A 14,692-nucleotide genomic window follows, 5' to 3' on the forward strand; every position below is an offset into this window, starting at 1 on the left:
ATAAAACTCAAATCCATTTCTGCCATGCTTCTGAAACTTTATGAAAAAAATAACAATCCCGCCGACCTGCAGCAGGTGGTCGACCTACTGAATGACGGAGGTATCCTTATCTACCCTACCGACACCATGTATGCCATCGGCTGCCACGGACTGAAGGAACGAGCCATCGAACGTATCTGCCGTCTTAAAAATATCGACCCCAAGAAGAACAATCTTTCCATCATCTGCTACGACTTGAGCAAGGTCAGCGAATACGCCAAAGTGGACAACAGCACCTTCAAGTTGATGAAGCGTAATCTGCCCGGAGCTTTCACCTTCATTCTGAACGGCACCACCCGCCTGCCCAAGATATTCCGTAACCGTAAGGAGGTCGGCATCCGTATGCCGGACAATTCCATCATTCAGGAAATAGCCCGCCTGCTGGATGCTCCCATCATGACAACTACATTGCCGCATGATGACAATGAGGACATTGAATACTGCACAGACCCGGAACTGATTGACGAGAAATTCGGTGATATTGTCGATTTGGTAATAGACGGCGGTATCGGCGGTACGGAAGGCTCTACCGTAGTGGATTGCACCAATGGGGAGCCGGAAATCATACGCCAGGGGGTAGGCTGGCTGGACGAAGGATAAATATTGAATTCCGGCCACAATTTCCAAACCTTTTCAACTTCTTTTATGTTTCTTTACTAAGAAATACAGGAACTTTATGAGCACAAAAGAACAATACTGGAAATATTCATTGATAGCTATCATTATCGGGCTGGGAATCATTCTTTTCAGACAAATAGCCCCATTCATGGGCGGTCTGCTGGGAGCCTTGACTATCTATATCCTGGTGAGAAAGCAGATGATGTATCTTTCCGACAAGCGGAAAATGAAGCGCAGCATAGCTGCCACCCTCATTACAGCAGAGGCCATTCTCTGCTTTCTGGTTCCGCTTGGGCTGGTGGTATGGTTGGCTGTGGTCAATCTTCAAAACATCAATCTGGACCCGCAAGCCATTATAGCTCCTTTCGAAGAAGCGGCCAACATCATTAAAGCCAAAACCGGCTACTATATCTTGGGGAAAGACACAGTGGCATACGTCATTTCAATTCTTCCCCGCATCGGGCAAGCCATCATGGGAGGTATCAGCAGTTTTGCCGTCAACATCTTCGTACTGGTCTTTGTACTCTACTTCATGTTGATAGGGGGCAAAAAGATGGAACAGTACGTCAACGACCTACTGCCGTTCAACGATGACAATACACAAAACGTCATCCACGAAATCAACATGATTGTCCGCTCCAATGCCATCGGCATCCCCTTACTCGCCGTCATACAAGGAGGAGTAGCCATGATAGGCTACTGGATTTTCGGTGCTCCCAACATATTGTTCGCCGGTTTCCTGACCTGCTTCGCCAGCATCATCCCAATGGTAGGAACAGCGCTGGTATGGTTTCCGATAGCTGTCTACATGGCATTGATAGGCAACTGGGTTCAAGCTATCGGGCTGGCCATCTATGGCGGTGCAGTCATTTCACAGCTCGACAACCTGATACGCTTCATCATCCAGAAGAAAATGGCAGACATTCATCCGCTTATCACTGTCTTCGGAGTTGTAATCGGCTTGTCCCTTTTCGGATTCATGGGTGTCATCTTCGGGCCACTGCTCTTGTCACTATTCTTTCTGTTCGTGGATATGTTTAAAAGAGGGTATTTGGATACAAGGGGGAAGACGACGGAATAAGTACTTAATAAAGCATGACCATAATAGGGTTACCTTCCTCTTCTACTCCCATTCTCCGTTGATTATCATCACTGAGTTCATCCGGTTGTAACAAAGCAAAAAAATGTCCATCCGAAGTGACTCCCCTGATTTGGATATGCTGATTATTCATTTTATCAAATAAGCTATCACCCTTTTGGCAAACAACAGTTTTCTTTTCCTTATGGTAAAATCCACAATATGACTGACTTTCTTCTAAATATAAGCTTGTATGAAAATGGAAATAGATGTACTCTGCATTCTCCAGAATATAGTCTATGGCTATTTTTTTATCACATCCTTCTACATCCAATTGCTGCTGCTCATTCCAGTGCCACTCACCCAGTTCAAAAACCAGATATGGAGTAAGTCCCTGCTCTGAAATAGTATAGATAGTATCATTAAAAGCTTGTTTCACTCGGATGGCATCCTTAGATTTCCATAACGAAGGGCTATTGATTGCCGTATAATATTTCCGGTCACCAACAAATTCTGCCATTGCCAAGTCACCTCCATAAGCAACATTGCCCCCCAACAAATTTGAAACCGACAAAACCTCATCCATGGGAAGCAGGGCTAAATTCCATGTAGCAATACCGGTCAATGACATCGTATTTCTATCCATATAAAAGACTGATGGCGTCTCCGGAGAGAGTTTCATTTTATTATGTCCCCAAATTCTGTCCGCATCCATCAAATAGTAATTTTGGGACAGAATACAATTGACTGTATCTTGCAATCGAATTCTATCCTTATATTTCCCATCAAATCCATATAGTAGGAAATCATTATTCCATCCCAATAGATAAACGGTTCTCCGAACCGCATCAGCCCAAAAGCTCACTTTTCCCCATGAATCCTTTGCATATCCTTCCGGATCAGTACCTACATGTCCAATATCCCGAATATACTTCCCGTTAGTACGGTCAAAAAGCTTCAGATTCTGATGGACAGAAGATACCAATATCGCACTATCCATAATTATGCACTCCGGATATTTTCCTATAATAGCCTGCTCATTAGTCTCCAAAGGAATATAACTTATGCTGGAAAACAAATTTTGTACAGATTGTCCTTCTGACAATCTACTCATTGCTTCCGCAACATTAATTACATTGCCATCAATCTGCTTTTCGGAACACGAAGTTACAACCAACATCAATAATAAAAAGAATTTCCACATACATCTCATTTTATTACCATTGAAATATTTTACAAAAGAATAAAAAACTTTTGAGATTCTAAAAAAACTCAAAAGGTTCGTTTAAGATACAGCAACAAAGCTAAAGTCAATTATTAGACAATAGAATTTATTCTTGCGAATTATAATCCAGCACAACAAACTCTACCTCATCTACAAAGAAATTATCAAGAATATTCTTCTCCAAAGTTTCTTGTAAATGTTTAAGCCGATTCATACAAGTGATGCAAAATGAGATTTGTTTCATAGTGCTATATAGCCATTGTTAATGAATAGTAAATCTACCGAATGCATAAGCTCCATCCAAACCTTTTATCTCAAGTAAAAAATCACCAACTAAGCCTTTTTGTAATTGTACTTTTCTCAATATTGGAAAGTCAATATTCTCAGTAGAAGAGTAAACAACATCCCCATTCTGAGAAATTACAATTTCAATCTCACCTATAGATTAATAGAACTCCAAGTCAATGGAATAGTCATCATTTAAGAATGCAGAGAAAGGAACATCCATTGGTATAGAACGAGGTTCTTGACCTGCTCCTTGAGGCTTTGTAAAAGGCCTATCATTAACAGACAACACTATTTCTGTATTAACAACTAGAATATTAAAAACGGCAGCTATGGCATTCATCGACAAGAAGCCATATAGACTTAAAAGACAAAAAAAGTTTTTCATTTTCATAGTACCCATGTTTGATTTTATGGCATAAAAATAGCGCAAAATACAGTGTATTACACAAAACACTCATGGACAAAATCTAATTCAATTAATCATATAATAATCAACTAAATAAATACTATAGTTTGTTTTTCTGGATGGACAAATACAACGGATTTGTTTTAAAGAACGCATTCAAATCATCTTGTTTTCCTAAATGGAGCTTTTCCTTCAAACGTTGTTTCTTTTTAAAAATAGAATTTTCCTCACAAACAAAAGCTGCGACCAACTCTGCTGTAGAAAATCCCAACTTTATCAACACAGCCAACATAAGGTTATGCTCGTTCAATTTATACTTCTGTCGCAAGTTAGTCACAAAATTGCCAGACAATAAATCTATATAGCCAAAGATGTTCAGCCATTCCTCTTCACTCAATTTTTTCACATTCAAATTTCCTTCTTTTAGCTGTCCTAAAAGAAACAAAGCACCTTGCTGAGAATGTTCACGTATTTCTTTATTCTCATTTTTCAAAACCTGTATCTTCTGGGCCAGGATTCCTATTTGTTCCTTAACAAGTACCTCAGACAACATTCCCTTTTGTGCTTGCTGATTACATTTCTTCAATTCCTCTATTTGACAAATATACTGTTCTATTATCTTTTCATTCTCTTGATAAGTTTTGAGCTCCTTCTCCATAAACCTTTTAAGGCGTTTTCTATAACTCTTTCTATATTGTTTTTTTATTTCCTGATATGCTACAAATCCCACAACTATAAAGGATAAAGACAGTAGCAGCCAAAAATATAGCTGAATCTGCTTTTCTTGCATAAGCAATTTATTCTCCACCACCAATTTATCTGCCTCATTTTTTTGCTGTATTTCAAAGATTTTGTGCTGCAAATTCATCTCCTGTGCTATTTTTTGCAACGAATCAGACTTTTCTTTATAAAGCAGAGCCTTAGCATACTCAGCACGTTTCTTTTCCAACAAATAAAGATAATGATAAGCACCGGATTGTGTATAGCAATCTTCCGAAGACAAAGCATTCCTCACATACATTTCTGCCCTTTCCAATTGCCCTAACTGCAAATAGGCATCTCCCAATGACAAATTATAATAAGGAATAAGAGTAGAAACTTGCTCATTCTTTAAGGCTGAATGAAAAAATTCAACTGCTTTCACATAATTTCCTTGTCGTTTTTCTTGTTCGCCCAAAAAGTGCGCCAAAGAAGAATATACCGGAGACAAACTATCCTGCTTTAACAAAGACATTCCCATCTTCGCATATCGTGCAGCATTAACATACTCTTTCCGAACCTCATAAATCCAGGCGATATTACGATAGCTATACACCATTTTCAAGGTATCACCGACTTTTTTATTATAAAAAATAGATTTTCGATAGTTGTCAAGTGCCATATCATACATTTCCGAGTCATCATTCAGCCTACCTACATATTGGTGCACCAAAGCCATCATCTTATACTCTTCTGTTTTCTCCAATTTAGCCAAAGCGCTCAAATAAGCTTGTATAGCCAATGTATCATTATCTTGCAAAGCTGCCACTTTACCATAATAAAACAATGCCTTTCCTGCTTTTACACCATCATCCTTATAATAATCTACCGCAATTTTTATCAACGAATCCGACTGCAAACTATCCAGATAGTTTTTATCACGCGCTTGTGTCAGCAGCAATGCATAGTCTGCCCGCTGCTTCCCACGAAGCTCCTCCGGATGAGGAATTTGTTCCAACAGCAGCAATGCACTGTCAGGATATACATCCATATACCTCTCTACCTTATCAAAAACATTGGATACGTTCTTCTCTACGCAAGAACCTAACAGTACGCAAACGGACAAAAGCCCAAGATATAGCAGTTTTTTCATATGAACATGTTCTTTACCAGATTATCATTACGTATAACTTCTATGCCCACAGAATCCTTTTGGAGATAAATATTCACACCAGCCAACGGCAATCCTTTTTCCCCATCAGTCACAATGCCATTTGTCTGTGCATTAGAAACAACTGTACAGCAGAATCTTATGAACAGCACTATACATCGCTTCATAATTCATGTATATATAATTAAACTTTGGATGAGAACAAGCTTTTTACAGCCCCTCCCTTCAAAGATACAAAAAACCGCTTCAATAATGTACAAAAACAAGATAAATGTGGCAAACAAAACAAATAGCTCAGAGCTTGTTTCCCCTTACATAGGCTTCCTTTCCATTTTCTGTACGGAGTTATCAGCGCCTATCGGCCGTGATGCGCTCTGCCAACGGCCGTCAACCACTCGACTAACGACCGTCAACAAGGTGCCTCATGCCCGTTGTTACGAAGTTAATACCGTGTTTACACGAAACGCATATCGTGTAAACAAGATATTTGCAAAATGCTGTACATTCTATTAATACACTAACAAACAAGACATTAACTTACTTTCCGGCGTATTTCCGCTGTGGAAGCAAAAGTTGCTTCCACCTTTTTGAGTTGCTTCCACAGCACTTGTAATGCCGATGAATAAAGGGATGCAGGAAGTAGGTGGAAGTGTGGAAGCAGAAATGATAAAACTAAGCAGAGATAATTTTCCCTTAAAAGCAATAAAACTCCAGAATCTGCTGGAGCAAAGCATCCTGCTTTCCCGGACCTTTTTCCAACTCCACACTTTTCAGGTTATAGAGTTGTGCCAGCAAAGCTGACGACTGCTTCTCGCAAAGACGGGAATCATGTACCTGCTCCATCCAGCAGACGGTCTCTCCCCAAACATCTACCGAAAGATGTGACAAGACTTCTGTCGGGGCTCCCCCCTTCTCCACCTTACGGAAGATTTCGACCAAAGCACACAACAAGCTGGACATTATCTGTTTACAACGGGAATGGGAACGGGATTCCCGGTTTCTGAAACGTAGCAGGAAATAGTACCCCAGCCATAAATAAACGGTGGTGACTTCTGCATGGATTTTCTCTATCCTCTTCCAATGCGCAACCAAGGCAGCATCAATTTCTTCCAGAATCGCATCCGTATCATCTTCTATGTAGTATTTCTGCGCAAGACACTCTATCACGCACCCCCATTTCGCCATATCCACACACTCTTGCGTACGCCCCATCCATACATGGGCTTCCTCCAATATCCGGAATGCCTTTTCTCCACATTCTGGAGCATCATAAAACCGATACTGACGAAACAACAGAAGAGACTGACATAATAACTCATCCAAAGAGTACTCCGCACTTTCCATATTTAAAATTCAAGTATCCATTCAGGTAACAAAATCGAGCAAAAGTAATCATTTCCTAAGAAAATCACGCTGTTTCAGCACAAAAACCGGCAGGAAAAAGAAGATACCGATGACGGACATCACCAGTCCGCCAATGGTACCCGCCGCCAATGGAAACCAGAAAGCCTCCTTGTCCTCACCTATCATGAAAGGGATAAATCCCAGAATGGTAGAAACTACCGTGAGGAAAATAGGAACGACCTTCGCATTCCACGCCTTGACGTAGGCACGAAGAGCGGAAAGACGGGGGAAACGACGTCGGATGCTGTTGTACTCGTTCAGGACATAGATGCTGGCATTCACCGTGATGCCGCACAGCAGGACGAACGAGGCAAAACCGCCCTGGTCGAAGTTCAGCCGGAACCAATAGAAAGTAAGAAATACCCCGATATAAGAAACCGGAATCACAAAGATGATGGCAAGCGGCTGCTTCAGGGAGTTGAACAGAACGCTGGTCGTAAAGAAGATGATGGCTATCACCACCAGCAGAAGCAGGTATTGGCGGTTGTCCTTCTCGCCCCATGACCAACTGTTGCTGTCCGACTCGGCTGTATAACCCATCGGCAACAGTTTGTTGAACTCCTCCAGGTCACGTTTCTGTATCTTGTTGCCCATCTCATTGGAGCCGATATATTCGTATTGCAGGCAGAGGCGGTACTGCTGGTTTTCTTTGGCAATCTCCTGCGGCATCTGTCCCTTTTCCACAGTAGTCAGTTCGGAAAGCTTGTAATGCTTGCCGTTTCCTACTCCATAGGGAAAGAACTGCATCGCCCAGATGTCATATTCGGCAGACTGGCGGGAAGAGAGCTTGATTTTCTCCGTTCCCTGCTCGGCCGCTACCGAGCCAATCTCCAGATTCTTGCCGAAGATGGGGCGCACCGCAGAGAAAAGCACTTGCGCGTCGATGCCCTCTTGCGCCATGCGCTCCTTGTTCAGGTTGAAGTAGAATTCCTGATAGTCATCCTTCCACCAGGAGAACTCCGAATTGATGAGCACTTCCTTGATACGCCGGTGCGTCAGCAGCTTGGCCTTCAGCTTCTCCGCCCACTCATAGAGTTCGTCGTAGTTGTAGCCGTACATCCTGATGCGGTAGGAGCCGGCACTCTCGCGGACGTCATTACTGAACCCCTGGTCCTGCAATCCGTAGATGCCCCAGCTGCCGCCTCCCAGTTCCAGTGCCTTGCTTATCATATTGGCTTTCAGTGTATAGGGAAAACCGCTGTTCCGGGCTTCCTTCTTGAAATAAATCTGCATACTGGCACGCCGGGGGCTGTAGATGGAAGTATGAAACTGCCTGATTTCCTTGAACCGGCTGAGGTAGGTCTCCATACGTTTCATCAAAGTGTTCATCTGCTCGAGGGTGCTGCCATTGGGAAGGTTGGCGTTGGCATAGAGCACCACCTCCTCATTACGGGTGAAGTAACTGCCTTCGTACACCTTCTGTATGAAAAGCCGCAAGCTGCCGCCCAGCGCCTTGTCCACAATGGGTTTCACCGACTCCTTATAGGTATTCGAACCGAATACCTTATTGTAAGCAGCTTCCCATTTTCCCCCTCCTTCCAGTTTGTCGGGCAACAGAAAAACGGGCAGACCGAAACCCAACAGTAACAGCAGGCATACAGCCCAGCGCCAACGGCACAGAAAACGGATGAGAGCAGAGTAGCAGCAGGAGAAATAAACGGGGAAACGGCTGAAAATCCGTCCCAACCTTGTTTTGAATGTTTGCGTCAGCCCCGGCAAGACAAGACGCCTCTTCTTCCCCGTAATCCGCCTCACCAGTCCTATCTTCTCAATCATCGACGGAACAAAGAACAATGCCACCATCAAGGAAACAGCCAGATTGATGATCACTACCGCTGCAAAGTCCTGCAGGTTGAGCCGTATCTTCTCGTCAAGGAAGAAAATGATAACAAGCGCACCCATCGTAGTGAGGGTTGCCGCCAACACCGACAGGAAGGCCTTGAGATTACGCCGATGCAGAATGTGGTCGGTCATGACAATGGTGCTGTCTATCACCAGATTCAGCGAGACAGTGATACCCGCCAGCGAATAAAGCTGCATCTCAAGTCCGAAGAGGTAGTAGAAGATAAGTGCCACCGCTATATTTACAGCCAGGCTGGTAACTATCAGAAAAAGATATTTCAACTTACGAGTAATGAGCCATACGAATACAAGCAGGATGAGTACCGTCAAACCGGTACGGAAGTAAATCTTGTCCAGTTCTTCCCGTATGTACTCGGTCGCATCATAGCTGGTATGCACTTCATATCCGACAGGAAGTACCTGCCGAACAGCTTCCATCTCGTCCATCACGGCACGGTTCAGTTGCAACTGGTTGGCAGTTTCTTCCGCAGTAATGGATAGATAGACGGAATTCAGCCCATTGATGCGGTAATAGCTTTGCGGCTCCTCCTCCATACGGACAGCCGACACCAGTTCGTCCAAGCGGAGCAGTTTCCCGTCGGTAGCCGTCACGGTGATGGCAGCAGGATTAAAACCAAGGGAGTTGCTCTCCGGCACCAGTGCCAGGCGTATCCATTCCCGGCTACCGTTACCTGTATCCACATTGTGCGTACCCAGAAATTCCTTCCGGTAATGCCGCTGTACTGCCTCGCTGATGTCCGATAGGGTCACACCCAGCAAGCGCAACTGTTCACTGTCATATTCCAGTCTCCACTCCATGGGCGTGGCACCGCTGAGTTCCACCTTATAGATACCCGGAATATTTGCCAGCCGCGGCTTGATATGCTCCTCGGCATACTGCTGAATCAATATCGGAGTGGAAGGGGCATTCAGTGTGAAGGACATGAAAGGGCGTGAGGCGTTCTCGTCGGGCACTTTCATGTGAATGGTGGGATAGCTGACACCTTCGGGCAATTGGGGCCACGTCTGCCGGATGATGGTGGAAGCTTCGAAGCGGACTGCCTCGACATCGGCATGCTTGTCCAGCTCCACAGTAATGTTGCCGTAGCCGTTGCCCGAGGTGGAGTTCAGCCGCTTCACTCCGCGGATACGCGCCAGCATGGATTCCAGCTTGCTGGTCACTTCCATCTCCACCACCCGCGACGAAGTGCCAGGCATGCTGAAACCCACCGTGAAGCCGGGCAGGCTGCGTGACGGATTCAGCTTGACGGGGAGCAGCGGTATCAACGCCACCCCTACCAAAGCAAGGCAGACAAACGCCACTATGACGGTGAAGGAAGAAACTCGTTTCATCAGTTATTATAATCAAATTTTTCCGACAGCGAAAATCCGCTGGCAAAGTCGTGCAACGTCAGTTTCCGTATCTTGTAATAATTCAGCCAGTAGTCCTGCAAGGCGGAGATGTAATTGCGTTGCGCTTCCTGCTGGCGGTTCAGCGAGAGGGTCAGGCTGTTGATGTCTGCCTTGCCGATAATGAAGCGCTGGCGGGTTTCGTTATACGCCAGGATGGCAAGGTCGAGGGCCTCTTCGGCACTGGCGACGAGGGCTTGCTGGACGTTGAAGTCGCTGACGGTCATGATAACCTCCTCCTCAATGCTGATTTCACTCTGCCGGGCAGAAGTCTTCACCACGTTCAGATTGTTCCTCGCCATGTTGTATTTGCCTTTCCTCACGCCCCAGTCCACCAGTGGAATGGAGACACTGACCGACACCATCTCCTGCTGCATGGGATGCCTGTATGCTTCACCGAATTTCTCTGCCACCTGGTTGAAGCCGACGCTGGCGTTGATGCTGGCGTTGAAGCGCGATTCCTTCTTCGTCTTGTCTACTGTCTGCTCGGCTTCCAGCACTTCCTGACGAAGCCCCAGAAATTCCGGATTGTTGGCTTGAGCGGCCAGCAAAGCCTCATCAACCGGTATGGTCAGCGCCCTCGGACGTCCCGGAAGCGACACCCTGATATCCGTGTTCTTCTCCATATTCAGGAAAGATGCCAACGAAAACATGGCGCGCTTCAAGGCACTGGCGGCATTCTGCAAAGTATTGCGGGCGTTCACCACGTCGAGTTTCAGCGTCAGCAGGTCGGCACGGCTGATGGCGGCTATTTTCAGGCGCTGCATGCCGATGCGGTAGAGGGTATCGGTGGAGACGGCATTGTCCTTGGCCAAGTCATATTCCGCCTGTGCCATGGCAAGCGCAAAGAAATAGGTAGTGGCCTGCTCGGATACTCGCTCTGCATTGTAAATATACTCCTTCTTCACCTTTTCGTACTTCAGCGGCTCAATCCTGCGTTCCCAACGGAAAGGATTGTAACCGACCAGACTCTGCGAGTAGCCCAAACGAACCGGGACACTGGTGAACTGGGTATACTTGTTTCCACCGAAGCTCCGCATATAGCCCAGCTCCGTATCCAGATAGAACGTACCGCCCGTCAAGTCGAAATTCTGTCTGACGGCAAGATTGCCGTATGCATAGAAGGATTGCTGGCTGCGATAGATGTCAAGGTCCTGTTCGGAGTCGTAACGCTTGGTGATATCACGGTTGTACTGTGCCGGAGTCATGTTCAGCGTCAGGCTGGGAAGGCGGTTTGCCTTATAGGTGCGGTATTCCCAATAACCGACCAGATACATGTTCTTGGTGCGGAAGGCTTCCAGCGAACTGTCATTCGCCAGGGCAATGGTCTGCTGCAAATCGAGCGTTATCCGCTGTTGGGCAAAAGCGGAAAGGGCTCCCAGACTGAACAAAAGTATAAGACTTAATTTCTTCATGTTCTTTCTTTTCTATAAATAAACCAATATATCAACGGGATGATGAACAGACTGACCAGTGTCCCCACGAACATCGCCCCAATCATCGCTATGGAAAGCGGCTTTTGCAACTCAGACCCCATATCGAACGAGAACAGCAGCGGAACCATGGCAAATATCGTGGTGAGCGATGTCATGATGATGGGCCGGAGCCTTCTCCGTCCCGCCTCGTGGATGGCCTCGAGCAACGGCATCCCCTCTTTCCGTAATTCATTAATGGCATCCAGCTTCAGGATGGAGTCGTTGATGATGATACCGCACGTCACAATCAGTCCGATGGCGGACATCAGGTTCAGGGTATGTCCGCATATCCACAACAGAAGCAGGGCAAACGCCACATCTATCGGAATTTCCAGCAGCACGATGAGCGGCTGCACGAAGCTTTCGAACTGGGCGGCAAGAATGAAATACATCAGCAGGATAGAGATGAAAAGAATCACCACCAACTCGTCCAGCATCTGGCGGTTGGAGAAGAAACTGCCGGAGAAGGCCGTATCCCAGTCACCCGTGGCATCTGCCTCCCGCTTCACCTTTTCCATCAACTCCGGAGCATCGTCCACTTCATAGAAACGGAACGGTATATATTCACCGTTGCGTCCTGCCGTAATCGTTTTCAAATCCTCGGCCGGACGCACCTTTACCAGCTCCCGAAGCGGAATATGCTCCACTTCGCCCTTACTGTCCGGACGGGTCTGTATCAATGTCTGCTGCAGCACCTCATTCACTGTCCGCTCCTCGCCCACAATGCTGATAGGCAGGTATTGCTGGTAGGAATGGAGCATAGCTACGCTGTTCTCCTTGAACGCTGTCCGCAACGTACGGTAAAGCTCGTCATACGAAACGTCATAGAGCAACAGCTTTTCCTGCAAAATGCTTATGTCAAGCTGGTTCTCGAAAGCGATACCTACGGGCGCTGTCCCCGTAAGCTCCGCAAACTGTTGTTCCAGTCCGCGCAATTCTTCCGCCGCCGGCGCCTTCTCCTTGTTACGGGCATAAAGTTCCGCCACCACATCGGCCTCCCCGGTCACGAAAAGCTTCTCGAACACGGTTTCGGGTGGAGAAAAGGAGACTGTCGCCAACGGATATTCCCGTGTCAGCCACTCGCCCGCCTGCTTCTGCAAGGGAGCAATCCCGTCAGGCGAGGAAGTCTTGAAATACAATTCTGCCTCCGAAGAAGAGAGAGCCTGCTCACGGTTCAGCAGATAGTCCTGCTGGCCTATGGCAGCCGTCTGTTCCACAGTCTTGTCCAACAACTGTCCGAACAGCACATTCACACGATGCCGGTTCTCGTCCACATGTATATTTTCGTTCCATTCCACGTGGACTATCAGTTCATTCTGGTCTATCTGCGGCATACGCTCCTTGGCTATGGAATAGAACAGAAAGACACAAAGAGGAATAGAAACCACACAGAATACGCTACTTACCGTCTTGTGGGAGAATACCCAGTCGATGCCCGCATCATAAAAACGGTCCAGCGTATGTTCCTTCAACGGATTGTTGATACGGATGCGGGAGAACCACGACCTGCCGCGCAACCCCGTCCGGTAGACCAGCATATAGAGGACCGGCAGCAGCATGATACCCGTGAAGTAGGAAACCAGCAACCCCACCGTAACAGAGAATGCCTGGTCGTAGAACAACGCCCCTGCAATGCCGCTCATGAATATCAGCGGCACAAATACGGCAATAGTGGTCAGCGACGAACTCAGCATGGGCGTAATCACCTCACTCGTTCCCGTCACGCAAGCCCGCCGCAACGAATAGCCCCGTTCGCGATACTGCGAAATGTTCTCCGTCACAATGATGCTGCTGTCAATCATCATACCCAACGCCAGGATTAATCCCGACAAAGAAATGATATTGAGTGACATCTTGAACAAGTAGAAGAACAGGAAGCAGATGACAATAGATACCACCATACTCAACCCGATGATGAACGGTGATTTGATGTCACCCAAGAAGAGTACCGCCACAATGCAGATGAACAGGAAACCCAACGACAAGTTCTGCTGCAGATTGGAGATGGTATAGTCCAGCAACTCCGTCTGGTTACGGCTGATGCTAAAATCAATGTCGGGATATACTTTCTTGAAGTAGTCCATCGTGCTGTTGATGGCAAGCTTCATGTCTTCCATATTCTCGTCCGCCTGCTTGATGACGGCAAGGGTAACGGCACGCTTGCCATTGCTCATGGAGACACCTTTCTCCTTGGCAGGAACAATCTCTACCCGGCAGAAGTCTCCCAAGCGGATGATACGTCCTTCCTTTCGCAGCAGGATGCCCTTCACGTCCTCCTCTGTCCGCAGCAGGGTGGAGAACTTAATGTTGTATTCGTAGTAGCCGTCGCGCACAGTCATGCTGCCCGGCTCCACGTTGTTTTGCGCCAGCACGTTTTCTATGTCTTCAATGGAGAGCCCCAACACAGCAAGCTTATCCGGGTCGGGCACAATCTGTAACTGGCGTTCGACCAAACCCGTGACATCCACCATTGCCACTTCTGCCAACTGCTCGATGCGACGCTTTATGACATTTTCGGCAAACTCGCACAAATCAAGAAACGCACGTTCGTCCGTCTTGCCGTATGCACTGTCGTTTTTTAGGGTCAGGTTGAGGTAGAAGACAGGAATGTCCGTCGCACTTGCCTTTATCACCTTCGGGCGTTCGGCATCCTTGGGCAGATAGTTCATGGCGGCGTCAATCTTCTCGTTCACTTCTATGAAGGCAAGGTCGGTATTCGTACCGAAGTCGAAGCCCAGGCGGATGATGCCTGCACCATCGCGCGTCTCGCTGTCCATGTCCTTCAGTTTCGCCACCTGGATGAGCTGCTGCCGCAGAGGTTTCACCACCGTATTCTCTAATTCACGCGCCGAGGTATTCTGCGCCGACACCTGCACTGTAATTTCCGGGATGGCAATATCGGGCAGCAAGGATACCGGCAAGGTGAAGTAAGTCACCAGCCCGACAATGAAGCATGCTATAAATGCCATCAGTACGGCAATAGGCCGCTGTATCAAAAACTTTATCAATTGAACTATGAATTTTGAATTACCACTTA

The 14,692-nt window shown here is 46.6% G+C and carries 10 protein-coding genes; 2 read left to right on the forward strand and 8 right to left on the reverse strand.

Annotated elements, in window-relative coordinates:
• Positions 1-24 precede the first annotated feature (24 nt).
• Both HUX74_RS05120 and HUX74_RS05125 read left to right on the forward strand, forming a co-directional pair.
• A complete protein-coding gene (locus HUX74_RS05120; protein WP_138345042.1) occupies positions 25-639 on the forward strand; it encodes an L-threonylcarbamoyladenylate synthase in 615 nt (204 codons plus the stop codon).
• A gap of 76 nt (positions 640-715) precedes the next feature.
• A complete protein-coding gene (locus HUX74_RS05125) occupies positions 716-1,738 on the forward strand; it encodes an AI-2E family transporter (protein WP_151852995.1) in 1,023 nt (340 codons plus the stop codon).
• A gap of 4 nt (positions 1,739-1,742) precedes the next feature.
• Here the strand turns inward: HUX74_RS05125 and HUX74_RS05130 are convergent, their stop codons facing one another.
• The 8 genes from HUX74_RS05130 to HUX74_RS05165 all read right to left on the reverse strand — a co-directional run bounded on the left by HUX74_RS05130 (position 1,743) and on the right by HUX74_RS05165 (position 14,663).
• Positions 1,743-2,939 (reverse strand): 6-bladed beta-propeller, encoded by a 1,197-nt coding sequence (locus HUX74_RS05130; RefSeq protein WP_254592829.1) that lies wholly within the window; start codon positions 2,937-2,939, stop codon positions 1,743-1,745.
• A 466-nt stretch (positions 2,940-3,405) separates the two neighbouring features.
• Positions 3,406-3,639, reverse strand: coding sequence for a hypothetical protein (locus tag HUX74_RS20665; protein WP_254592830.1), 234 nt, complete (start codon positions 3,637-3,639; stop codon positions 3,406-3,408).
• 115 nt (positions 3,640-3,754) lie between these two features.
• A complete protein-coding gene (locus HUX74_RS05140) occupies positions 3,755-5,506 on the reverse strand; it encodes a tetratricopeptide repeat protein (protein ID WP_070100535.1) in 1,752 nt (583 codons plus the stop codon).
• Entirely contained in the window at positions 5,503-5,691 is a 189-nt protein-coding gene (locus tag HUX74_RS05145; RefSeq protein WP_140403462.1) for a hypothetical protein, read from the reverse strand. Before HUX74_RS05145 ends, HUX74_RS05140 begins: the two co-directional genes overlap by 4 nt.
• Positions 5,692-6,217: 526 nt before the next feature.
• Complete coding sequence (locus tag HUX74_RS05150; RefSeq protein WP_005823861.1) at positions 6,218-6,868, reverse strand: hypothetical protein; 651 nt, start codon at positions 6,866-6,868, stop codon at positions 6,218-6,220.
• Between the two features lie 48 nt (positions 6,869-6,916).
• On the reverse strand, positions 6,917-10,123 hold the full coding sequence (locus HUX74_RS05155) for an efflux RND transporter permease subunit (protein WP_174646317.1): 3,207 nt from the start codon (positions 10,121-10,123) through the stop codon (positions 6,917-6,919).
• Positions 10,123-11,595 (reverse strand): TolC family protein, encoded by a 1,473-nt coding sequence (locus tag HUX74_RS05160; protein WP_174646318.1) that lies wholly within the window; start codon positions 11,593-11,595, stop codon positions 10,123-10,125. Before HUX74_RS05160 ends, HUX74_RS05155 begins: the two co-directional genes overlap by 1 nt.
• A complete protein-coding gene (locus HUX74_RS05165) occupies positions 11,592-14,663 on the reverse strand; it encodes an efflux RND transporter permease subunit (RefSeq protein WP_174646319.1) in 3,072 nt (1,023 codons plus the stop codon). The genes HUX74_RS05160 and HUX74_RS05165 overlap by 4 nt, the downstream gene beginning before the upstream one ends.
• Positions 14,664-14,692: the final 29 nt, after the last annotated feature.

It is taken from the genome of Bacteroides sp. Marseille-P8574 (assembly GCF_902825465.1).
Lineage (GTDB): Bacteria > Bacteroidota > Bacteroidia > Bacteroidales > Bacteroidaceae > Bacteroides > Bacteroides uniformis.